The organism is Myxococcus sp. MISCRS1 (assembly GCF_026626605.1).
Lineage (GTDB): Bacteria > Myxococcota > Myxococcia > Myxococcales > Myxococcaceae > Myxococcus > Myxococcus fulvus.
In genome coordinates this window covers 778,668-800,492 of record NZ_JAPNKB010000001.1, presented here as the reverse complement: position 1 = coordinate 800,492, position 21,825 = coordinate 778,668, and the positions used below count along the sequence as shown (strand labels likewise).

The window sequence follows — 21,825 nt, the reverse complement described above, 5'->3', positions numbered from 1 at the left end:
CACCCGCCATGCGCTTGATTTTATTCGCCTTGTGCTCGTTCGTGGCGGTTTCGGCACGGGCGGCGGAGCCGGAATTGCTCGCTCGGCTGGATGCCCTGCATGAGCGACGTGGCGAGGCGGAGGGTGGCAAGGCGCTGGAGGCCGAGCTCAAGGCGGCGCTGTCGGTGACGCCGGACGACTTCGAGCTGGTGTGGCGCCAGGCGCGACAGCTCCAGTGGCAGGCGGACGGGGCCGCGAGCGAGAAGCTCAAGAAGGTGCTCGGCCGGCAGACGTGGGACGTGGCGGAGAAGGCCGTCAAGCTGGCCCCCAACCGCGTGGAAGGCCACTACTTCGCGGCGGCGGGGATTGGCGCCTACTCTCAAGCAGTGGGGGTGATGAAGGCGCTGGGCGAGGGCCTTGAAGGCAAGTTCAACGAGCGGCTCGACGCGGCCATCAAGCTGGACTCCGGCTTCTACGGCGCCGCGCCGCTGCTGGCCAAGGGGCGCTACTACTACGAGCTGCCCTGGCCCAAGCGGGACCTCAAGAAGTCGGCCGAGTATTACGAGAAGGCCATCCAGCAGCATCCGGAGATGTTGCGCGCATACTACTTCCTGGCCGAGACGCTCCTCAGGGACGACAAGGCGAAGGAGGCGCGCAACGCCATCCAGAAGGTGAAGCAGGGCAGCGTCGCGTACGACCCCTCGGAGGGACGGCGCATCCAGGAGTGGGCGAAGAAGGTCGAAGCCGACATCGAGGAGGAGCTCAAGTGAGAGCAGAGAATCAGGTAGGACCTTCGGCTTCGGCGGCCGGAGCGCAGGAGGGAAACCTGGTCCAGTTGCTGATCCAGCGCGCGCAGAACGCCTCCAAGGCGGGTGTGACGCACAAGAAGGACGGCCGCTGGCAGGACGTGAGTTTCGGGCAGGTGCTGGACGACGTGAAGGCGTTGTCCGCGGGCCTGGTGGCGCAGGGCGTGAAGCCCGGGGACCGGGTGGCGCTGTTCGCCAACACCAGCCTCATGTGGATCGTCGCGGACCTGGCGATCACGGCGGCGCAGGCCATCACCGTCCCCATCTATTCGTCCAACCTCCCGGACGAGTTCCGCTACGTCATCAAGCACTCGGAGACGTCCTTCGTCTTCGTGGACAATGACGAGAAGGATGCCAAGCAGGCGGGCCGCCTGACGCGCGTGCGGCAGAAGCTGGCCGAGTGCCCCACCGTCCAGAAGGTCATCGTCTTCGAGGGCGCCGTGGCGGGCGGCCAGGAGGTCGCGCTGGCGGACGTGATGGCCCAGGGCCGCGAGGCGCACCAGGCCAACCCGGCGTCCTTCGAGGAGCGGGTGGCCTCGGTGAAGTCCGAGGACACCAACTGTCTCATCTACACCTCGGGCACCACGGGTGACCCGAAGGGCGCCATCCTCACGCACGGCAACTGGACGTACCAGGCGCACGCGGTGCAGGCCATCGGGATGATGGAGCCCAGCGACGCGGTCATGCTGTTCCTGCCGCTGGCGCACGTGTTCGCGCAGGTGGTGAAGGCGGCGTGGTTGTCCATGGGCTTCCGGCTCATCATCGCGGAGTCGGTGGACAAGCTGATGGCGAACATCGTGGAGACGCGCCCCACGGTGCTGCCGTCGGTGCCGCGCGTGTTCGAGAAGGTCTACAACACGGTGGTGTCCAACGGCACGTCGGCCCCGGGCCTCAAGGGCCGGATGGCGCGCTGGGCCTTCAAGCTGTTCGACGAGTACGTCGAGGCGAAGCAGCAGGGCCGCGACTACGACGGCCTGGCGTTCACCCTGGCCAAGAAGCTGGTGTTCACCAAGGTGCGCGGCACGCTGGACGAGAAGCTGGGCGGCAACATGCGCCTGTTCGTCTCCGGCGGCGCGCCGCTGTCGCGGAAGATCGGCTACTTCTTCGACCTGCTCGGCTTCAAGGTGGTGGAGGGCTACGGCCTGACGGAGACGGCCGCGCCCACCAACGCGAACCGCCCGAACAAGATCAAGATCGGCACCGTGGGCCCCGCCATGCCGGGCACCGAGGTGAAGATCGCCTCCGACGGCGAGGTGCTCGCCCGTGGCCCCTGCATCATGAAGGGCTACTACAAGAACGACACGGCCACGGCCGAGGTCCTGGAGGCGGACGGCTGGTTCCACACCGGGGACATCGGTGAGCTGGACTCGGACGGCTACCTGCGCATCACCGACCGCAAGAAGGACATCATCGTCACCGCGGGCGGCAAGAACGTGGCGCCGCAGAACATCGAGAACACGCTCAAGACCTTCCCCATCCTCAGCCAGGCCATGGTGTACGGCGACAAGCGCCCGTACCTGGTGGCGCTCATCACCGTGGGCGAGGACACGGCGAAGAAGCTGCTGGAGGAGAAGGGCGCCCCGGTGGGCAGCTACGCGGAGAACGCCAAGCGCCCCGAGGTCCACGCGGCCGTGAAGGCGGTGCTGGACAAGGTGAACGCGGACTCGCCGCCGTACGCCACCATCAAGCGCTTCACCATCATGTCCGCCGACTTCACCCAGGAGTCCGGCGAGCTGACGCCCACCCTCAAGGTGAAGCGCAAGGTGTGCAGCCAGAAGTACAAGGCGCAGATCGACGCCATGTACGACAACGTGGCCGTCGTCGAGTAGCGCTCAAGGCCGCTCGCCCCCGGTGCGGTCGACCGGGGGCCCGGCTGGCCGGTGGAAACGTCAACGCCCGCTCGGCCCCTTGAGGAGGGGTGGAGCGGGCGTCGCGCTTCAAGGGTGCTTCAGGAAGCGGGGCTCAGGCGTGGCTGCTGGGGGACGAGGACTTCACGTCCTTGTCCACGTTGCCGCCGCTGGCCAGGTTGCCGCCCTTCTTGTCGGCGCCGGGCGTCCCCGCGTCCTCCTCGCCGCCGAAGCCGCGCTTGAAGTTGCGAATCGCGCTGCCCAGGGACGAGCCGAGCTGCGGCAGCCGCGTGGCCCCGAAGAGGAGCAGCAGCACAAACAGGATGAGAAGAAGTTCCATCGGCTTCAGCCCCAGCATCACGGCTCCTTCGTGAAAACGGGCGGAGCATACCGGGGGGCGCCTTGGACCGCCAGCAAGAGCGGACGTGTCATGCCTGGAGGGCCGCTGCCTCTGCGAGCGTGGCCCCCGGCACCGCCGTCAGGGTGATGAAGAGGGAGCTGCCGGACGGATCCGTCTCCACCCCCACGCTCCCCCCGTGCGCCTCCACCTCCTGGCGGGCCAGGTAGATGCGCAGCGGATCCTCCAGCTTCTTCTCCCGGAAGGCCCGCTCCTCGCGCCGGAACACCGCCGAGGCGTCCTCGTCCGACAGGGGCACCCCCTCGCGGCGCACCTCCACCCGCACCCGGGGCGCGCCGGGATGGATGCGCAGGTGGATGACCTCGCCGGGCTGGGCGCGGGAGAGCTGGTAGAGGATGAAGGCCTCCAGGGCGTGCTGGATGCGGGCGCCGTCCACGCTCACCTCGGGCTGGGCCTCGCTCGGGTCCAGGTCCAGCACGAGCGCCACGTTGGCGGCGGTGGCCGCCGCGCGCTGCCGCTCCACCGCCGCGTCCAGCAGGGGCAACAGGGGCTGGCGCTCCGGCTCGCAGGCGAGCGAGCCCAGGTCGGCGCGGCTGGAGTCGAAGAAGTCCTGCGAGAAGGACAGCGAGCGGTCCGCGTTGCGCAGGATGGTCTCCAGCCCGCGCTGCACCTTGGGCTCCAGCGGCGAGCGGCCGTTGAGCAGCAGCGCGGCATAGGAGCGGATGTTGGCCAGCGAGCCGCGCAGGTCGTGGGACGCCATGCCCAGGTAGCGCACCCGCCGGCGGTTGTCGGCCTCGTCCCACGCCACGGGGAAGGTCCAGAACAGGCGCCCCCCGTCGCCCAGGGACTCCTCGCCCGCGAGCAGGACGTGGTCGTCGTCCTTCTCCCAGAGGCGCGCGTCCCCCATGCGGCGCTGGAAGCCGGCGGCGCCCAGCAGGGCGTCCAGGGAGCTCACGTCCCCGGGCAGCGCCTGGAGGCCCAGATGCTCGAGCAGCAGGCCGCCCAGCAGGCGCGGGGGCCCCTGCGTGGGGACGAGGACGAGGCCAGGCGCTTCCGCCGTGCTGCCAGCTCCCATCTCCCCTGGGCTCCTCACGTTTTCCACCTCCCGTCCAGCAGGTCACGGAAAGGGTGGGGCGTGACTGTCGGTTTTGCAACGTGCACCCCCGTCGCGTGCGGGGAGCGCGTTTTTGTTGCGCCGCCGGGTGGGAGGATGGTGGAAGAATCCCCAGCGTCGCACCGAGGGAGACTGCCCTGACTCCGCCTAACACACAGCCTGATGGTGCCCCCGTCGTCCTCGTCGTGGACGATGATCCGGACATCCTCGAAGCCCTCTCCGAAATCCTCGAGGCCGAGGGCTTCGTCATCCGCCGCGCGCGCAACGGCAAGGAGGCCCTGGAGCGCCTCGAGCCGGAGCCCCCCCACCTCATCCTGCTGGACTTGATGATGCCGGTGATGGACGGGTGGGAGTTCGCCCAGCGCATGCGCCAGCGGCCCACGACGCACGCGGAAATCCCCATCATCGTCCTCAGCGCGGACCGCAACGTGGGCAGCAAGGCCCAGGACATCGGCGCGGTGGGGCACCTGGCCAAGCCGTTCGAGCTCAATGATCTGCTCAACATGGTGCGCCGCTCACTGCCCTCGTCGGCCGCGAACACGACCAGCGCGTGATGAACACGGCGCATCTGATGCCTTGACCTGCCAGGGGGGCGACATTACGGTCCCCCCGTCTTGATTCTCCAATCAACGACCAGGCCAAGGAGCGCCCCATGACGACCGCGAAGGAAATCATCGAGACCGAGATTCCGCAGAAGCTCACGGCGAAGCCGGAGCTGGCGAAGGAGGTCAACGCCATCATCCACTTCGACGTCTCCGGTGAGGGTGGCGGGAAGTGGACGCTGGACCTGACCAAGTCCGAGGGCTGGGTCTCCGCCGGCCACGAAGGTGCGTCGAAGATGACCATCCTCGTGAGCAACGACGACTTCGTGAAGATCAAGAACAAGACGCTCAACCCCCAGATGGCGGCCATGCAGGGCAAGCTGAAGTTCAAGCCCATGGACATGGGTCTCGCGATGAAGCTGGCGAAGATCCTGGGCTGATGGCCGTTTGAGTGAGTCATGTGCGGCGCGCCCCCGTCCTCGGGAGCGCGCCGCGTGTCGTTTCGGGCCCCCGAGCACCTCCTGGAGAGACTCCCATGTCGACGTTGCCGCTGAAGGGTTTGCGCGTGTTGGACCTGTCGCGCCTGTTGCCCGGTCCCTACGCCACGCTGGTGCTGGCGGACCTGGGTGCCACGGTGGTGAAGGTGGAGGAGCCGGAGGGCGGTGACTACGTCCGGGCGATGCCGCCGTCGCGTGACGACGTGGGGGCGCTGTTCTACGGGCTCAACCGGAACAAGCGCTCGTTGACGTTGAACCTCAAGACGCCCGAGGGGCGTGAGGCGCTCAAGAAGCTCGCGCGCACGCACGACGTGCTGGTGGAGAGCTTCCGTCCGGGGGGCATGGACAAGCTGGGCGTGGGGGAGGCGGTGCTGCGCGCGGAGAACCCCCGGCTCGTCTTCTGCTCCATCTCCGGGTACGGCCAGACGGGGCCGGACCGGCTCAAGGCGGGGCATGACCTGAACTACATCGCCCGGGCGGGGCTTCTGGGTTACGGCGGCGAGGCGGGCGGTGCGCCGGCGTTCCCGGGCGTGCAGATGGGCGACATCGGTGGCGGCAGCCTCTTCGCGCTGGTGGGCATCCTGGCCGCGCTGTACGAGCGCGAGCGCACGGGGCTGGGCCGGTTCGTGGACGTGTCGATGACGGACGGGGCCACGGCGTTCCTGCACATGCACCTGGCGGCGCGGCTCTTCATGGGTGAGCAGGGCGCGCCCCTGGAGCGCGGGCGCGAGGCGCTCAACGGCGGGTATGCGTGCTACGGCCTGTACCGCACGGCGGACGACCGGTGGCTGGCGGTGGGCGCGCTGGAGCCCAAGTTCTTCTCGGGCGTGTGCGAGCGGCTGGAGCGGCCGGACCTGATGGAGGACGCGTACGCGCCAGGGGAGGCGGGCGCGCGGGTGAAGGCGGAGCTGACGAAGCTGTTCGCCTCGAAGCCGCTGGCGCACTGGGCGGAGCGGTTCGCCGGCTCGGACCTGTGCGTGGAGCCGGTGGCCGAAGGGGACGACGTGCTGAAGGACGCGCAGCTGCGTGCCCGGGGGCTCTTCGTCGAGGCGGAGGACTCCAGGCTGGGCAAGGTGACGCACCTGCTGACGCCGCTGCGCATGGGGCCCACGCCGCTGCGCGAGCCGCCCGGGTTGGGACAGCACTCGCGCGAGGTGCTCTCGGAGGCGGGCTTCACCGAGGAGGAGATGGCGCGGCTGGGCGTGTGAGCTCTCGGGGGCTCCAGAAGGACTCTCCTCGAGCGGCGTGACAGGTATCGCCCACCAGGTCGAGCGCGAGCTGCGGGTCGCGCCCGGCCACCGCCGCGGGGGCGGCGAGCAGGCCCGTCTGGTCCATCCGGCGCACCGTGTTCTCCAGGTACCGGCGTGCCCGCTCCACCGTCTGCTGCTGTGCGGGGGTAGGGCGCCAGCCCGTGTCCTCCCTCAATCGCCCGAGGGTTTCCAGCAGATGCCCCTGGAACTTCAGCATCTGCGCGAGGACGCGCTCGCGCTCCGCGGGCGCCGAGGCCCACGCGGTCTCGTACTGCCGCGTCTCCGAATCCAGCCGATACAGCAGCACGTTCACCTGGGCCGCGAGCCGTTGTCTCCATGCCGTGCGCACCGAGGCATGCCGCGCCCAGCCGGCCACGGCCTGGAAGTAGTGCAGCCCGCCACACGGATGCGCGTAGATGCCCTGGCCCCGCTTGGGCACCTCGGGCCGCTTCGCCTTCATCCCCTCGGCCAGCTCCGCGTTCGCCGTCTCCAGCGCCGTGAGCGCACGGGTCATCACCTCATCCACGCGCACCCGCTGCCCCGTCGAGTCACGGAACGAATCCCCGGGCCGCGAGCTCAGCGAGAGCGCCTCCAACATCCACGCGCTCTCACCGGACTCCACCTGCGCCATGCGGAAGTCGCGCTTCACGTCCTCCACCAACTCCCGCAGCGTCACCTCGCCCCAGTCCGTCTTGAAGCGCTGTGACAAGGGCAACCCGGAGGCGAGCAGCGTCTTCACCTGGAGCGCGGGGTGCGGCTCCACCGGTGTGCCGTCGGACGTGAACGACTCGAAGTAGACGTCCGCCCGGCTCGCCGCGGTCTGCTCTCGCGCGGGCGCCTGGCGCAGGAAGTCCGCCACCACGACCTCGGCGGCGAGCCGTCCATCCGCCGCGCGGAACGCACGCCCGTCCAGCGCCATGCCATGCGCGAGCGCCCACGGAGCCCGTGCATCCGAGGCCCACGCACGGCACCTGGACGCCAGCTCACGCGCGAGCGGCGAGGGCTCGGCTCGAACCTGCGGGGTGAAGAGGAGACAGGGGATGCACGCCAGGAGACGGAGCGCGCGTCGGGCGGAGGTCGCCACCGACGCGCGCTCGTCCATCCTAGATGGCCTGCTCGGGCGTGGTCCCGAGCCGCTTCAGCACCCGCTCCAGGAGGCCGAAGAGGGCCTCCTGGTCATCGGGGGGAAGCAGGTCCAGCATCCGCCGCAGCCCCTGGTCCACGCTGCGGCTGATGAGGGTGAAGAGCTTGACGCCCTCCGGGGTGAGCTGCGCGACGACGGCGCGCCGGTCCTCGGCGTCCCTCGTGCGCTCCACCATCTTCATGTCCTCCAGCCGGTCCACCACGCCGGTGATGGTCTTCTTCGTGATTCCGACCCGCTGGGCCAGGACGCCCACGTGCGTGGGGCCGTCGTTGCCCAGCCACATCAGCACGTGGATCTGCGTGGGGGTGAGCTGGTTGCTCTCGCAGATTCCGTGCAGCGGATCCCTCAACGAGCGGTAGCGCCCGAGCTGGATGATGAGGTCGTGCAGCCGCCGCGACGCGGGCGTGGAGGTGTCCTCCTCGGGGGGCGCCTCGTAGGCCGCGCCCGAATCCTCGGTGGACTCCAGCTCCTCCTCGCCCGCGCCCGTCGGCTGCACGCGGAGGGCCGGTCTGTTGGCCGGCACTCGCATCAGGCCGTCTCCACTCGCGCGGCGGCGGCCACCGCGGGCTTGCCGCTGTGCGGGTCCACGGCGTGCGGCGTGCCGTGGTCCGGAGCGGAGCCCGGGCCCTTCTTGCGCTTGAACTTCTCCGTGAGCTGATCCAGCAGCGAGTACACCACCGGCACCACGGCCAGCGTCAGCACCGTGGAGGTGATGAGACCGCCGATGATGGTGATGGCCATGGGCGCGCGCGTCTCGGCGCCGTCGCCGCGGGCGATGGCCACCGGCACCATGCCGGCGATCATCGCGATGGTGGTCATGAGGATGGGACGCAGACGCACCGGGGCGGCGCCGAGCAGCGCCTCCGTGGCCGACTTGCCCTCCTCACGAAGCTGCAGCGTGAAGTCCACCAGGAGGATGCCGTTCTTCACCACCAGACCCATGAGCATGATGACGCCGATGAGGGCGAACATGGACATGGCCTGCCCGGTGATGAGCAGCGCGCCGATGGCGCCGATGAAGGCGAAGGGCAGGGACAGCATGATGGTGAACGGGTGGACCAGGCTCTCGAACTGGGCCGCGAGAATCATGTACACGAGGATGATGCCGAGCAGCAGCGCGGAGACGAACGCCGTCACCGCCTTGCCGAGCTCCTTCGCGTTGCCCTCGAAGTCGTGGATGACGCCCGCGGGCGCCAGCTCCTGCGCCGTCGTGTTCATGAACGCGATGGCCTCGGAGAGCTGGTAGCCGCTGGCCAGGTTGGCCAGCAGGGTGATCTGCCGCTTCTGCGCCTCGCGGTCGATCTGCACCGGACCGTCGGCCGGGGTGATCTTCGCCAGGTTGCGCAGCTCCACCAGCTGGCCGCTCGGCGAGCGCACCGTGAGCTTGCCCAGCGAGTCCGCGGACGCCAGCGTGGAGGGCGGCAGGCTCAGCTTCACCTCGTACGTCTCGCCCCCCTCGCGGTAGTCCATGAACTTGTCGCGGCCGAGGAAGGCACGCAGCGTGGCGCCCAGGGACGCGGCCGGCACGCCGAGGGCGGCGGCGCGCTCGCGGTCCACCTCCACGTCGTACTGCGGCTTGCCCGAGCGGTACGTGGAGTCGACGTCCACCAGGCCCGGGTTCTTGGCCATGGCCGCCTTCACCTTGTCGGCGGTCTCGATGAGCTGCTGCCAGTTGTCGCCGCGCAGGTTGAACTGCACCGCCTGCGTGCGCGAGCCGCCACCGGCCACCGGCGAGATGTCCTGCACCGCGAGGTGGACGCCAGGAGGCGCCTTGATGTTCTGGCGCAGGTACGTCTTGAGCTCGCCCTGCGTGTAGCCGCGCAGCTTCACGTTCACCAGGTTGATGAGCAGCTCACCCTTGTGCACCTCCTCCTGAACGCCGCCACCGGCGGTGGCGAAGGTGGAGGCGATGCCCGGCAACGGCCGGATGACGGCGTCGAGCCGGTCCAGCTCCGCCTGCGTCTCCTGCAGCGTCGAGCCGATGGGCAGCTCCACCGTCATCTTGATGTTGCCGTTGTCCTGCTCGGGGATGAACGTGAACTTCAGGAAGCGCGCCATCGCGAAGGTGGCGAAGAGCACGCCCACCGCGATGACCAGCGTCAGCGCCCGGCGACGCAGGATGCCGGCCAGCAGGTTGCGGTAGCCGGTCTCCATGCCCACCAGCACCTTCTCCACCTTCGCGGAGATGCCCGTCGGCTGGCCGTGGTGACGAAGCAGGCGCGACGACATCATCGGCGTGAGCGTCATGGACACGGCGTAGGAGATGAGCGTGGCCACCGCCACCGTGACGCCGAACTGGTAGAAGAACTTGCCCATCATGCCGTCCATGAAGGCCACGGGGATGAACACCGCCACGATGGCCAGCGTCACCGCGAGCACCGCGACGGCGATCTGCCCGGCGCCGTCCATGGCCGCCTGCATGGGGGACTTACCCTCCTCCATGTGACGCACGATGTTCTCGATGACCACGATGGCGTCGTCGATGAGCAGACCGATGGAGAGCGTCAGCGCCAGCATGGTGATCATGTTGAACGTGAAGCCCAGCGCGGCCATCACGGCGAACGTGCCGACGATGGACACCGGCAGGGCAATCGCGGCGACGATGGTCGAGTTCAGGTTGCGCAGGAACACCAGCACGATGAGCACGGCGAGCACACCGCCGAGCACCAGGTCGAACTGCACCGACGCGATGGACGAGCGGATGAACCGCGAGTTGTCCGACACCGTCTCGATGAGGATGCCCTCGGGCAGCTGCTTGTTGATGTCCGCCAGCGACTCCTTGATGAGCTCGGCCACCTGCACCGTGTTGGAGCCGGACTGCTTGCGCACGATGAGCGCCACCGCGCTCCGGTCGCCGTTCTTCGCCGCGCCGCGCGCCTCCTCCGGGCCGTCCACCACGTCCGCCACGTCACGCACGCGCACCGGCGCGCCGTTGGTGTTGGTGAGGATGATGTTGCGGATGTCGTCCACGCTCTTGGCCTCGGACGTCAGGCGCAGCACGCGCTCGCGGCCCGAGTCCATGGTGCGACCACCCGGCATGTCCAGGCTCTGCGCCTTGACCGCCTGGCTCACGTCGCTGATGGCCATGCCGAAGCCGCGCAGGCGGTCCGGGTCCACCACGAGCTGGATTTCACGCTCCCGGCCACCCGTCACGTCGATGCTGCCCACGCCCGGCTGACGCTGCAGCGCCGGCTTGACGATGTCCTCGGCCGTCCGCGTCAGCTCCTGGATGGGCAGCGCGCCGGACAGCGACAGGGTGACGATGGGCGCCGCGCCGATGTCGAACTTCTCGACGACGGGCGTCTCGATTTCGTTCGGCAGCTTGCTCAGCGTCGCCTGGACGCGATCACGCACGTCCTGCGCCGCCACGTCGACCGCCGTGTCCAGCGTGAAGCGCACGACGATCTGCGACACGCTCTCCATGTTGATGGAGCGAAGCTGCTCCACGCCGTTGAGCGTGTTGAGCGCCTCTTCCAGCGGATCACTGACGTTCTTCTCGATGGTCTCCGGGTCCGCGCCGGGCAGCACCGTCGTCACCGTGACGACGGGGAAGTCGACGTCCGGGAACTGGTCCACGCCGATGCGCGGGTACGCGTTGATGCCGAACACGACCACCGCCATCATCAACATGGCGGTGAAGATGGGTCGTGAAATGAATGTCTTGAGTGGGCTCATTCAGCAGCTCCCTATAAGTCTCGAAGGGGAAGGGCAGGGCGTCACTGCACCACGCGGACGGCCGTGCCCTCCTTCACGTCCAGGGAGGAGTCGGCGAGCACGCGCTCGTCCGCGCTGAGTCCCTGGAGGACGCGCACGTAGCCGGGGAGCACGCGCTCCACGCGCACGTCGCGCTTGCGCACGGTGCCGTCCTGCACCACCCACACGAAGCCGTCCTGGCCTCGCGCGGAGACGGCCTGCGTCGGCAGGAACAGGCCCTTGTCGTCCGCCTGCTCCGCGACGTTGGAGAAGTCCAGGTCCACCAGCGCGCCGGGGCGCAGGGGGTTGGTCGTCTCACCCACCACGTCCGCCAGCACCTCCACGGTGCGGTTGGTGGCGTCCACCACCGCGCCCACCGTGGCCACCTGCACCTCGAAGCGCATGCCGCTGGGGCTCACCGTGCCGTGCGTCTTCACGCCGGGCTTGACCTTGTCCACGACGGACTCGGGCACGAGCGCGCGGACCTCCAGGCCCGTGGTGTCCACCAGGGTGAACACCGCGGTGGGCGGCGTCATGGCCACCGAGTCACCCAGGTTCTTGAGCCGGGCCGTGATGACACCATCGAACGGGGCGACGATGGTCATGTCGCGCAGGTTCTCCTCTGCCATGCGCAGCGCCGCCGTGGCCTGGGCCGCCTGGGCCGCCGCCTGCTTCTGGCCGATCTCCGCCTGGTCCAGGCCGGCCGCCGCGATGCCGCCACCCTCGGCCACCTTGCGGGTGCGCTCCAGGTTGTTCGTCGCCAGCTGCAGCCCGGCCTCCGCCGCCGCCTTCACCGCGCGCGCCTGCTCCACGCCGATGAGGATGTTGGAGGTGTCCAGCACCGCCAGCGCCTGGCCCTTCTTCACCTTGTCGCCCACCTTCACCAGCATCTTCGCGATGGTGCCGCTGGCCTGCGGGCTGAGCGTCGCCTCCTGCTTGGAGCGGACCTGACCGGTGACGCGCGTCACGCTGGCCTCCAGCTCCGTGGCGGGCGCAATCGCCTTCACGCCCATCGCCGCCGGGCCCGTCTGCTGGGGCAGGGTCGGCTGGGCTCCACCCTTGCCGCAGCCCGTCGAAATCACCGCCGCCAGCACCGCGGCCATCCACATGCGTCGAATCACGATCGTCCTGCTCCTGCCGGCTCGCGTGACCTGGACTCCTCCAGGTCGCTGCTCCGGCTTGATGCCATGGAAAGTCTGCGCCCCAGAAACTACAGAGACTGAACTGTCTGTCAAGGGGATACTCCGTGATGCGGACTATCTCCTGCCGCGCCTACCTAACGCCCGCTTACCGGGCAAGCAGGACTTTCTGCGGGACCTGCCCCGGAGGGCGAGCGGGTTGGCTCACTGCGTCACCTTGCCGGTTGCGTCACGGGTGTTGCCCACCGGACGGGGCTGCGTATTGATTCGCGAATCAATCCCCCGAGGTACCCCCCGGATTTCTCCAGGGAGGAGCGTGCATGCCGAACCCGTTCACCGAGGAGCACGAGGCGTTTCGCAGGACGGTGCGAGCCTTCGTCGACAAGGAGATGGCGCCGTACGGGCTGGAGTGGGACCGGGCCGGCATCTTCCCGCGCGAGCTGTTCAAGAAGTGCGCGGAGCTGGGCTTCCTCGGCATCAACCATGATCCACGCTTCGGCGGCAGTGGACTGGACTACTGGTACGTCACGGCGTTCTGCGAGGAGCTCAGCTACAGCAAGAACGCGGGCGTGAACATGGCGCTCCTGGTGCAGAGCCAGATGGCCACGCCCATCATCAACGAGATCGGCACCGACGAGCAGAAGAAGGAGTTCCTGGAGCCGGCGCTCAAGGGCGAGAAGATCGCCGCGCTGGGCGTGAGCGAGCCGGGCTGCGGCTCGGACGTGGCGAGCCTCAAGACGACGGCGCGCAGGGACGGCGACGACTACGTCATCAACGGCTCGAAGATGTGGATCACCAACGGCACGCGCGCGGACTTCATCACGCTGGCGGTGCGCACGGGTGAGGCCGGCTACGGCGGCATTTCTTTGGTGACGTTCCCCACGGACGTGAAGGGCTTCGGCGTCTCCAAGAAGCTCGACAAGGTGGGCAACCTGTCCTCGGACACGGCCGTCCTGTACTTCGAGGACTGCCGCATCCCCGCGCGCTACGTGCTGGGGGAGGAGAACGAGGGCTTCTACCACATCATGACGAACTTCCAGGGCGAGCGCCTGGTGGGCGCCATCACCGCGGTGGCCGGCATGGAGCGGATGATGGAGGACGCCATCCAGTACGGCAACGAGCGCGAGGCGTTCGGCCGGCCGCTGATGAAGTTCCAGGTGTGGCGCCACAAGTTCGTGGAGCACCTGACGGCCATCGAGGCGGCCAGGCGGCTGACGTACCACGCGGTGGACCTCTTCGACCGGAAGGAGAACCCGGTGAAGGAGATCTCCATGGCGAAGCTGTTCGCGGGCGACCTGGCCCAGCGTGTGGCCTACGACGCCCAGCAGTTCTACGGCGGCATGGGCTACGTGGAGGAGACGCCCGTCGCCCGCATGTGGCGCGACGTGCGCCTCATCACCATCGGCGGCGGCACCTCCGAGGTGATGAAGGAGATCATCTCCAAGCTCTACGGCTTCTAGGAGGCCGTGAGCACGGCTCGGGCGGACGGTGGTGTCCGGTCCGCCCGGGCGTGCTCCTTCAGCGGACGCCGCCCTGCTGCGAGGCGTAGGTGCCGCTCTGCTGCTCGTCGTCGAGCACCGCTCCCGCCGCCGCCGCGCCCATGTCCTCGGGGGTCGCCGGCTTGCCCTTGGGGGAGCACACGCACCCCGCGGAGTTGCGGATGATGACCAACGCGCCCAACTCCATGTCCAGGTCGGTGCAGATCTTCACGCACTCCGTGGCCCGCTCCTTGGGCACGGCGGCGGTGGTGGCGGCGACGGTGACGCAGCCGGGGAGCACGAGCAGCGCGAGCAGTCCGATGAGCTTTCGGTTCATGCCCGAGCGTCTATCACGGGCCCGCCGTGGGGCGTTTCATCGCTTGCGGAACAGGGCCTCGGCGGCGCTCATGAGCGCGTCGCGGCTCGCCTTCGCGTGCAGGCCGCCCTCGCCAATCTGGAACAGCTCGCAGAAGTTGGCGCCGTCCTTGTCGGAGGGCACCTCCGCGAAGGGCTCCTTGCACTCCTTGGCGAAGCTCGCGTCGTAGTGCCGGCAGTTGCGGCACGAGCGCACGTCCTCGTCACACTTCGGACACGTGTCGCTGCGGCCGACCTGGTTGGCGATGATGTCGAGCGTGTGTCCACAGTGCGCACAGCCGGCCATGACCACCTCCGCGAAAGAGCAGGGGGACATTCTGCCAGCGTGGCGTGACGGCCGGGAGGCCTACCGTTGGAGGCTGGACACGAGCGCCGGCGTGCGCTCCGAGGGAGCGGGCGAGGTCGGCGCGGAGGGGCGCAGCTCCCCGAGGGCATCCAGGAGCTGGTCATCCAGGCGCTTGAGGAGGAACAGCACGTAGGCACCCACCAGGGACAGGGCGGCGGCCAGCACGGCCAGCATCATCCCGCGCTCCCACAGGTGCGCCTTCTCCATCACCCCGCGGCGCTCGGAGAACGTCTTGAGCTGGGCGGCGGCGGCCTTGTCGTCCAGCCGCTGGGCGTACTCCTGGGCCTGGGCGGTGCCGCGCTCCATCAGCCACTGCCCCTGCACCTGGAGCGCATCCGCCCGGGTGTAGCAGTAGACCGCCCCGCCCGAGGAGAGCAGGGTGAAGCACAGCGCCAGCGTCAAGCTCCGGGTGCCCATCGCCTCGTCCTCCGGAATCGCCATTGCGCGGGCCTCGACACCCACGCCTGCCCCGGCTTCCCGAAGACAGTAGCGGATGGTAGGGAGCCCCCCTGACATGGGCAAGCCCTACCGTCCTAAAGACCACTATTTCCAGAAAGCCAAGCAGGAGGGCCTCCGAGCGAGGTCCGCCTTCAAGGTCGACGAGCTCATCAAACGCTTCCCCATGGTGAAGAAGGGCCATGTGGTGCTGGACCTGGGGGCCGCGCCTGGAGGGTTCCTCCAGATCCTCGCGGACGCGGTGGGAGGCACGGGGCAGGTGATTGGCGTGGACATCGTCGCCATCCGTCCCTTCACCCAGCGGCACGTGCGCACGGCGGTGCTGGACGTGCTCGCGGACGACTTCGACGCGAAGCTCACCGCGCTGCATGACGGCCTCTTCGACGCGGTCATCTCCGACATGGCGCCCAAGACGAGCGGCATCAAGGCCACGGATGAGGCGCGCAGCCTGCGGCTGGCGGGCAAGGCGCTGGAGCTGGCCCAGAAGCGGGGCCGGCCCGGCTCGTCCTTCGTGGCGAAGGTGTTCATGGGGGGCGACTTCGAGGACTTCCGCGACCAGGTGCGCGCCCTCTTCGAGGAGGTGAAGGTGGTGCGCCCCGAGGCGACGCGCGGCGCCAGCATGGAGGTCTACCTGGTGGGGCTGCGCCGCAAGGCGCCGTCGGAGGGGACGCCCCCCGCGAGTTGATCCGCATTGTGGAACGGTGGGGCGGCCACCTGTGTCTAGAGTGCCGACCATGCACCACACCCTCCGCACCTGGGCATCCACTGTCGCGCTGTTGTTCGTGTCCCTGCTGCTCTTCGCCCCGCCCGCGCTCGGCGCCGCGGCGGCGAAGGCGCCTCCCTCGTGGAAGGACATCGACGCGCTGGAGTCGAATCAGCAGTACGAGGCCGCCGCGAAGGGCGCGGAGGCCCGGCTCATCAAGGCGCGTGAAGGTCAGGACGAGGCCGAGTGGACGCGCGCGCTGCTCCGCACGGTGCGCCTGCGCAGGGCGCTGCACGGGTACGAGACGGCGGTGCGCTTCCTGCGCGAGGAGCCCTGGCCCAAGGGGCAGCTGTCTCGCGCCGCGCTGAACCTCTACTACGCCAACTCGCTCGTCACGTACGCGCGCGTCTACAGCTGGGAGGTCCGGCAGCGCGAGCAGGTGGCGTCCTCGGGGCCGGTGGACCTGAAGGCGTGGACGTACTCGCAGCTCATCACCGAGGCGCAGCGCGCGTACGAGGACCTCTGGAAGCAGCGGCAGGCGCTGGGCCAGGAGCCGGTGAAGGCGCTGTCCGAGTACCTGCAGCTGAACACGTACCCGGAAGGCATCCGGCCCACGCTGCGCGACGCCGTCACGTACCTGCGCGTGGAGCTGCTCGCCGACAGCACGCACTGGTTGCCCGAGCAGGCCAACGAGGTCTTCAAGCTGGACCTGCGCTCGCTGCTGGAGGGCACGCCGGTGGTGGACCTGACGGACCCGAACATCCACCCGCTGGTGAAGGTGGCCGCGGTGCTGGGGGATCTGGAGTCCTGGCACCGCGCGGGCGGACGGCGCGAGGCGGCGCTGGAGGCGCGGCTGCGTCGCTACGAGGTCCTGCATCAGCACATCACCGACGCGGAGGACCGCGCGCGCATCCGCGAGCACCTGACCGCGCACCTGGCGGGGTTCAAGGACGTGCCCTGGTGGTCCATGGGGCAGGGGCTCCTGGCGGAGCAGGAGAACGCGGCGGGCCACGCGGTGCGGGCGCACGCGCTCGGCAAGGCGGGCATGGCGGCGTTCCCCAAGTCGCTGGGCGCCTCGCGGTGCCGGACGCTGGTGGAGTCGCTGGAGGCGCCGGACTTCCGTGTCGTCTCCATGCAGTCGGACGGCGCGAACCGTCGCTCGGTGGAGGTCACGCACCGCAACGTGCCGGCGCTCCACTTCCGGGCGTACCCGCTGGATGTCGAGGCGCGGCTGAAGAAGATCGACGACTACAACCTGCTGCCGTACGGGGACGCGCTCCTGCGCCTCGTCCGGAGCACGAAGCCCGTGGCCACGTGGACCACGCAGCTGCCCGCCACGCCCGACTTCCAGCCGCACCGCACCTTCGTCACGCCGCCGCTGAAGGACGTGGGCACGTACGTCATCGTCGCGTCCGCGCGGGAGGACTTTCGTGAGAAGGGCAACCGCATCCAGGCGTCGTTCCTGTCGGTGACGCCGTGGGTGGCCATCACCCGCAACATCCGCGGCCGGGGCGTGGACGCGCGCATCGTGAAGGGCGACACGGGCGTCGCCGCGCCGGACGTGGCCGTGCGTCTGGTCCAGATGGACTACCGCCAGGGCCCGCGCACCGTGGCCCGGGCGAAGAGCAATGCCCAGGGCGAGGTGTCGTTCGACGCGCCCAAGGGCCAGAACTACCAGAGCTACATCGTGGTGCTGGGCGAGGGTAAGTCCGCGCTGATGCTGCTCAACGGGGTGAACTTCTATCCCTTCTCGGAGCCGCAGCAGGTCGTGTCGTCGCTCGTCTTCACGGACCGCAGCGTCTACCGGCCGCTGCAGAAGCTGCAGTGGAAGGTGGTGGCGTACAGCGGACAGACGAGCCAGTCGCGCTACGAGACGATGCCGCACACCTCGGTGAAGGTGCGGCTGATGGACCCGAACTACCAGGAGGTCGCGTCGAAGGAGGTCCGCACGAACGACTTCGGCTCGGCGGCGGGCGAGTTCACCATTCCCACGGGCCGGCTGCTGGGCGCGTGGCAGGTCCAGGTCGAGTCGGGTGGCAGCGCGGCGGTGCGCGTGGAGGAGTACAAGCGGCCGACCTTCGAGGTGACGCTGAAGGACCCGGACTCGCCGATGCGGCTCAACCGGCCGGCGACCTTCAAGGGCGAAGCGCGCTACTACTTCGGGCTGCCCGTGGCGTCCGGCACGGTGCGCTGGCGCGCGTACCGCGAGCCGGTGCTGCCCTGGTGGTGGTGGTACGACACGCGCTTCATCTCGCAGCAGCGGCAGCTGGTCGCCGCGGGCTCGTCGTCGGTGAAGGAGGACGGCGGCTTCGACATCACGTTCACGCCGGAGGCGGACGAGCGCTCCGCGAGCACGCCCGGGCTGACGTGGCGCTACCGCGTGGAGGCGGATGCCACCGACGAGGGCGGCGAGACGCGCTCGGCGGAGCGGGCGTTCCGCCTGGGCTTCGTCGCGGTGGAGGGCCGCGTGGAGACGGACACGGGCTTCCTGTCCCAGGGCGCGAGGTCGGAGGTGCGGCTGGTCCGCTCCACGCTGGACGGCGCGCCGCAGCCCGGTGAGGGACGCTGGCGCCTGGTGGCGCTCAAGCAGCCCGCGCAGCCGCTGCTGCCGGCGGACGAGCCGATTCCCACGCCGCCGAACCTGAAGGAAGACCCCGCCGCCGCGCCTTCGCCCACGCCGGGGGACGCGCTCCAGCCGCGCTGGGCGCAGGACTACAAGCCCGAATCGGTGCTGGCCCGTTGGGCGGATGGCGCGGAGCGCGCCAAGGGCAGTGTCCAGCACGGTCAGGACGGCGTGGCCAAGGTGACGCTGCCCGCGCTCGAGGCGGGCGCCTATCGGCTGCACTACGAGACGAAGGACGCCTTCGGGCAGACCTTCACCGTGGCGCGCGAGCTGCTGGTGGCCGGAACGAAGTCGCCGGCCGAGCTCGCCGCGGCGCTGGTGGTGGAGCGGTCCTCGGTGCGCGTGGGCGAGAAGGCGCGGCTGCTGGCCACGTCCGGCTTCGAGGGACAGCCGCTGGTGTTGGACCTGTACCAGGGAGACACGCGCATCCTGCGCAAGGCGCTGGTGGCGGGCGAGGGCGCGTCGGTGGTGGAGATTCCGGTGACGGAGGCGATGCGCGGCGGCTTCACCGCGGTGCTCGTGGCCGTGCGTGACTGGCAGTTCGTGCGCTTCACCGAGCACGTCTTCGTCCCGTGGGACAACAAGGAGCTGCAGCTGGAGTTCTCCACGTTCCGCGACAAGATCCGCCCCGGCGCGAAGGAGACCTGGCGCGTGACGGTGAAGGGCCCGAAGGGCGCGAAGGTGGAGGCGGGCGCCGCGGAGCTGCTCGCGTATATGTACGACCAGTCGCTGGACCTGTTCGCGCCGCACTCGCCGCCGAGCGCCTCCAGCCTCTATCCCAACCGCGCGACGGCGGTGGAGCTGGGGACCTCGCTGTCCATGTCGCATGCCCAGTGGCTGGTGTCACAGGGTTACGGCGAGTTCTCCTCGTGGACGCAGCCTTCGTCGGACCGGCTGCGGTTCGATGACGGCTACGGCGTGGGAGGACCCGGGCGTCGGCACCGGTCCTCGCGCATGAGCTTCGGGGGTGTCGCCAGTCCGTCCGCGGCGGCTCCGGAGATGGTCCGGAACGAGTCGAGGGTGATGCGCGAGCAGGATGCTCCGGGGGCTCCTCCTCCTCCGCCGCCTCCGGCGCCGCCGATGGAGCAGAAGGCGAAGGCCGAGAAGCCCAACCCGGGCGGCGGTCAGGCCGAGGCGCCGTCCAGCGGGCTGCGCTCCAACTTCGCGGAGACGGCGTTCTGGGTGCCGCACCTCATCACGGGCAACGACGGGTCCGCGTCGTTGGAGTTCACGGTGCCCGACTCGGTGACGGCCTGGAATGTCTGGGTCCACGGCCTCACGAGGGACTTGAAGGGGGGCTCGGCCCAGCGCACCACGCGCAGCATCAAGGAACTCATGGTGCGGCCGTACGTGCCGCGCTTCCTGCGCGAGGGAGACCGCGCGGTGCTGGAGGTGGTGGTGAACAACGCCTCCGAGCAGCAGAAGCAGGGCACGCTCACGCTGGACATCGTCGACCCGGATACTCGCAAGAGCCTGCTGTCGGAGTTCGGCGTGAAGAACGCGTCGCAGGCCTTCACGGTGGCGGCGGGGCGGGGGACCAGCCTGCGCTTCCCGCTCACCACGCCGACGCGCGTGGGCCAGGTGGCCTTCCGCGTGGAGGCCCGCTCCGGGGATTTGAGCGACGGAGAGCTGCGGCCCTTGCCCGTGCTTCCCGGCCGCGTGCACCTGGCGCAGTCGCGCTTCGTGACGCTCAAGGGCCCGGGCTCGAAGACGATGCGCTTCGACGACTTGAAGAAGGGTGGAGATTCCACGCGGGTGAACGAGCAGCTCGTCGTCACGGTGGACACGCAGCTCTTCTACTCCGCGCTCCAGGCGCTGCCTTACCTGGTGGACTACCCCTACGAGTGCTCGGAGCAGACGCTCAACCGCTTCGTGTCCTCCGGCATCCTGGGCAGCCTCTACGACAAGTACCCGGCCGTCGCGAAGATGGCGAAGGAGATGAGCCAGCGGGAGACCCAGTTCGAGACCTGGGACGCGGTGGACCCCAACCGGAAGATGGCCCTGGAGGAGACGCCCTGGCTCGAGCTGGCCAAGGGCGGCCGCGAGGGCAACGCGGGCCTGGTGAAGGTGCTGGACCCGAAGGTGGCTCGGGCGGAGCGGGACTCGGCGATGGCGAAGCTGCGCAAGGCGCAGACGTCCAGCGGCGGCTTCCCCTGGTGGCCGGGTGGCCCGCCGTCGCCGTACATGACGCTCTACATCCTGCACGGCCTGTCGCGCGCCATGGAGTACGGCGTGGAGGTCCCGGCGGACATGACGAGCCGTGCCTGGGAGTACGTGGCCCGGCATTACCGCGAGGAGTACTCCGAGAAGCTGATGAAGAAGGGGGTGGGCTGGGAGTTCCTCACCTTCCTCAACTACGTGGCGTCCAACTATCCGAACGCGAGCTACACGGGCGACGCGCTGACCGAGGACGAGCGCAAGGCGATGCTCGCCTTCAGCTTCACGCACTGGAAGAAGCACTCGCCGTACCTGAAGGGCTACCTGGCCCTGACGCTCAAGCGCGCCGGGCGCAACCCGGACGCGCTGAAGGTCTGGGACAGCGTGATGGACTCGGCGAAGACGAGCGAGGAGCTGGGCACGTACTGGGCCCCCGAGGACCGCAGCTGGCTCTGGTACAACGACACCACGGAGACGCACGCCTTCGCGCTGCGCACGCTGACGGAGCTGCGGCCCAAGGACTCCCGACGCGAGGGACTGGTGCAGTGGCTGCTGCTCGACAAGAAGCTCAACCACTGGAAGTCCACGCGGGCCACGGCCGAGGCGCTCTACGCGCTGGTGAAGTACCTGGAGGCCGAGGGTGCGCTGGGCATCCGCGAGGACGCGAAGGTGACGGTGGGCCCGCGCGTGGTGCGGATGGAGTTCGCGCCGGACGCGTACACGGGGAAGAAGAACCAGGTCGTGGTGCCCGGGCCGGAGCTCCAGCCGGAGACCATGAGCAGCGTGGTGGTGGAGAAGACGACCCAGGGCTTCGCCTTCGCGTCGGCCACGTGGCACTTCTCCACGGAGAAGCTGCCGGACGAGGACCGGGGTGACTTCTTCCAGGTGTCGCGGCGCTACTTCCGTCGCGAGCGCGAGGGCAAGCAGGTGGTGCTCCAGCCGCTGAAGGAAGGGGCGATGATTGCCCCGGGTGACGAGGTGGAGGTGCAGCTGTCGCTGCGCACCAGGCACGCGGCGGAGTACGTCCACCTGAGGGATCCGCGCGCGGCGGGCCTGGAGCCGGAGAACGCGCAGTCGCGGCACCGGTGGGACCTGGGCATCGTCTGGTACGAGGAGACGCGGGACTCCGGCTCGAACTTCTTCTTCGAGTGGCTGCCCGCGGGTGAATACACCTTCAAATACCGGCTGCGCGCCAACATGGCGGGGACGTTCCGCGTGGGGCCCGCCACCGTGCAGTCCATGTACGCGCCGGAGTTCACCGCGTACTCGTCGGGAGCGGTGATCACGGTGGGGGCCGCGAAGTAGGCTCGCTCCAGGG

17 protein-coding genes are annotated in these 21,825 nt (G+C 69.3%); 8 read left to right on the top strand and 9 right to left on the bottom strand.

Annotated features, from left to right (window positions below; translation table 11 throughout):
• Positions 1–8 precede the first annotated feature (8 nt).
• Positions 9–749, top strand: a complete 741-nt coding sequence (locus OWM54_RS02900) for a tetratricopeptide repeat protein (RefSeq protein ID WP_267696554.1) — start codon at positions 9–11, stop codon at positions 747–749.
• On the top strand, positions 746–2,614 hold the full coding sequence (locus tag OWM54_RS02895) for an AMP-dependent synthetase/ligase (RefSeq protein ID WP_141322796.1): 1,869 nt from the start codon (positions 746–748) through the stop codon (positions 2,612–2,614). Before OWM54_RS02900 ends, OWM54_RS02895 begins: the two co-directional genes overlap by 4 nt.
• Positions 2,615–2,747: 133 nt before the next feature.
• On the opposite strand, the gene tatA is transcribed toward OWM54_RS02895, so the two are convergent.
• Together tatA and OWM54_RS02885 are read right to left on the bottom strand one after the other, a co-directional pair.
• Positions 2,748–2,972, bottom strand: coding sequence for a twin-arginine translocase TatA/TatE family subunit (gene tatA, locus OWM54_RS02890; RefSeq protein WP_223750069.1), 225 nt, complete (start codon positions 2,970–2,972; stop codon positions 2,748–2,750).
• 88 nt (positions 2,973–3,060) lie between these two features.
• On the bottom strand, positions 3,061–4,065 hold the full coding sequence (locus OWM54_RS02885; RefSeq protein WP_223750068.1) for a sensor histidine kinase: 1,005 nt from the start codon (positions 4,063–4,065) through the stop codon (positions 3,061–3,063).
• A gap of 224 nt (positions 4,066–4,289) precedes the next feature.
• Here OWM54_RS02885 and OWM54_RS02880 point away from each other — a divergent pair, with 224 nt between their 5' ends.
• The 3 genes from OWM54_RS02880 (at position 4,290) to OWM54_RS02870 (ending at position 6,351) form a co-directional block, all read left to right on the top strand.
• Positions 4,290–4,658, top strand: a complete 369-nt coding sequence (locus tag OWM54_RS02880; protein ID WP_174816746.1) for a response regulator — start codon at positions 4,290–4,292, stop codon at positions 4,656–4,658.
• A 98-nt stretch (positions 4,659–4,756) separates the two neighbouring features.
• Positions 4,757–5,086, top strand: a complete 330-nt coding sequence (locus OWM54_RS02875; RefSeq protein ID WP_223750067.1) for an SCP2 sterol-binding domain-containing protein — start codon at positions 4,757–4,759, stop codon at positions 5,084–5,086.
• A gap of 95 nt (positions 5,087–5,181) precedes the next feature.
• A complete protein-coding gene (locus OWM54_RS02870) occupies positions 5,182–6,351 on the top strand; it encodes a CaiB/BaiF CoA transferase family protein (RefSeq protein WP_267696553.1) in 1,170 nt (389 codons plus the stop codon).
• Here OWM54_RS02870 and OWM54_RS02865 read toward each other — a convergent pair.
• From OWM54_RS02865 to OWM54_RS02850, 4 genes are read right to left on the bottom strand one after another with little or no spacing between them, the layout of a single operon-like run.
• Positions 6,317–7,495, bottom strand: coding sequence for a hypothetical protein (locus OWM54_RS02865; RefSeq protein ID WP_267696552.1), 1,179 nt, complete (start codon positions 7,493–7,495; stop codon positions 6,317–6,319). The genes OWM54_RS02870 and OWM54_RS02865 overlap by 35 nt on opposite strands.
• Position 7,496: 1 nt before the next feature.
• Positions 7,497–8,066, bottom strand: a complete 570-nt coding sequence (locus tag OWM54_RS02860) for a MarR family winged helix-turn-helix transcriptional regulator (RefSeq protein ID WP_141322801.1) — start codon at positions 8,064–8,066, stop codon at positions 7,497–7,499.
• On the bottom strand, positions 8,066–11,212 hold the full coding sequence (locus OWM54_RS02855) for an efflux RND transporter permease subunit (RefSeq protein WP_223784683.1): 3,147 nt from the start codon (positions 11,210–11,212) through the stop codon (positions 8,066–8,068). Before OWM54_RS02855 ends, OWM54_RS02860 begins: the two co-directional genes overlap by 1 nt.
• A 41-nt stretch (positions 11,213–11,253) precedes the next feature.
• On the bottom strand, positions 11,254–12,339 hold the full coding sequence (locus OWM54_RS02850) for an efflux RND transporter periplasmic adaptor subunit (RefSeq protein WP_255653572.1): 1,086 nt from the start codon (positions 12,337–12,339) through the stop codon (positions 11,254–11,256).
• Positions 12,340–12,689: 350 nt separating this feature from the next.
• Between OWM54_RS02850 and OWM54_RS02845 the strand changes: the two genes are divergently transcribed.
• Positions 12,690–13,829, top strand: coding sequence for an acyl-CoA dehydrogenase family protein (locus tag OWM54_RS02845; protein WP_141322803.1), 1,140 nt, complete (start codon positions 12,690–12,692; stop codon positions 13,827–13,829).
• Between the two features lie 58 nt (positions 13,830–13,887).
• On the opposite strand, the gene OWM54_RS02840 is transcribed toward OWM54_RS02845, so the two are convergent.
• The 3 genes from OWM54_RS02840 to OWM54_RS02830 are packed head-to-tail and all read right to left on the bottom strand — an operon-like array spanning position 13,888 to position 15,009.
• On the bottom strand, positions 13,888–14,184 hold the full coding sequence (locus OWM54_RS02840; RefSeq protein WP_223750063.1) for a hypothetical protein: 297 nt from the start codon (positions 14,182–14,184) through the stop codon (positions 13,888–13,890).
• 36 nt (positions 14,185–14,220) lie between these two features.
• Entirely contained in the window at positions 14,221–14,508 is a 288-nt protein-coding gene (locus OWM54_RS02835) for a hypothetical protein (RefSeq protein ID WP_046713217.1), read from the bottom strand.
• A 60-nt stretch (positions 14,509–14,568) separates the two neighbouring features.
• Positions 14,569–15,009, bottom strand: coding sequence for a hypothetical protein (locus tag OWM54_RS02830; RefSeq protein WP_267696551.1), 441 nt, complete (start codon positions 15,007–15,009; stop codon positions 14,569–14,571).
• 52 nt (positions 15,010–15,061) lie between these two features.
• Here OWM54_RS02830 and OWM54_RS02825 point away from each other — a divergent pair, with 52 nt between their 5' ends.
• Complete coding sequence (locus OWM54_RS02825) at positions 15,062–15,709, top strand: RlmE family RNA methyltransferase (RefSeq protein WP_267696550.1); 648 nt, start codon at positions 15,062–15,064, stop codon at positions 15,707–15,709.
• Between the two features lie 49 nt (positions 15,710–15,758).
• Positions 15,759–21,812, top strand: a complete 6,054-nt coding sequence (locus OWM54_RS02820) for an alpha-2-macroglobulin family protein (protein WP_267696549.1) — start codon at positions 15,759–15,761, stop codon at positions 21,810–21,812.
• Positions 21,813–21,825: the final 13 nt, after the last annotated feature.

What these genes read in the sequence shown, in the direction of transcription:
- tatA (WP_223750069.1), bottom strand. Translation starts at nt 2,972, where the DNA reads ATGGAACTTCTTCTCATCCTGTTTGTGCTGCTGCTCCTCTTCGGGGCC.
- OWM54_RS02870 (WP_267696553.1), top strand. Translation starts at nt 5,182, where the DNA reads ATGTCGACGTTGCCGCTGAAGGGTTTGCGCGTGTTGGACCTGTCGCGC.
- OWM54_RS02825 (WP_267696550.1), top strand. Translation starts at nt 15,062, where the DNA reads ATGGTAGGGAGCCCCCCTGACATGGGCAAGCCCTACCGTCCTAAAGAC.
- OWM54_RS02835 (WP_046713217.1), bottom strand. Translation starts at nt 14,508, where the DNA reads ATGGCCGGCTGTGCGCACTGTGGACACACGCTCGACATCATCGCCAAC.
- OWM54_RS02845 (WP_141322803.1), top strand. Translation starts at nt 12,690, where the DNA reads ATGCCGAACCCGTTCACCGAGGAGCACGAGGCGTTTCGCAGGACGGTG.
- OWM54_RS02820 (WP_267696549.1), top strand. Translation starts at nt 15,759, where the DNA reads ATGCACCACACCCTCCGCACCTGGGCATCCACTGTCGCGCTGTTGTTC.
- OWM54_RS02840 (WP_223750063.1), bottom strand. Translation starts at nt 14,184, where the DNA reads ATGAACCGAAAGCTCATCGGACTGCTCGCGCTGCTCGTGCTCCCCGGC.
- OWM54_RS02860 (WP_141322801.1), bottom strand. Translation starts at nt 8,066, where the DNA reads ATGCGAGTGCCGGCCAACAGACCGGCCCTCCGCGTGCAGCCGACGGGC.
- OWM54_RS02865 (WP_267696552.1), bottom strand. Translation starts at nt 7,495, where the DNA reads ATGGACGAGCGCGCGTCGGTGGCGACCTCCGCCCGACGCGCGCTCCGT.
- OWM54_RS02875 (WP_223750067.1), top strand. Translation starts at nt 4,757, where the DNA reads ATGACGACCGCGAAGGAAATCATCGAGACCGAGATTCCGCAGAAGCTC.
- OWM54_RS02855 (WP_223784683.1), bottom strand. Translation starts at nt 11,212, where the DNA reads ATGAGCCCACTCAAGACATTCATTTCACGACCCATCTTCACCGCCATG.
- OWM54_RS02885 (WP_223750068.1), bottom strand. Translation starts at nt 4,065, where the DNA reads ATGGGAGCTGGCAGCACGGCGGAAGCGCCTGGCCTCGTCCTCGTCCCC.
- OWM54_RS02830 (WP_267696551.1), bottom strand. Translation starts at nt 15,009, where the DNA reads ATGGCGATTCCGGAGGACGAGGCGATGGGCACCCGGAGCTTGACGCTG.
- OWM54_RS02850 (WP_255653572.1), bottom strand. Translation starts at nt 12,339, where the DNA reads ATGTGGATGGCCGCGGTGCTGGCGGCGGTGATTTCGACGGGCTGCGGC.
- OWM54_RS02900 (WP_267696554.1), top strand. Translation starts at nt 9, where the DNA reads ATGCGCTTGATTTTATTCGCCTTGTGCTCGTTCGTGGCGGTTTCGGCA.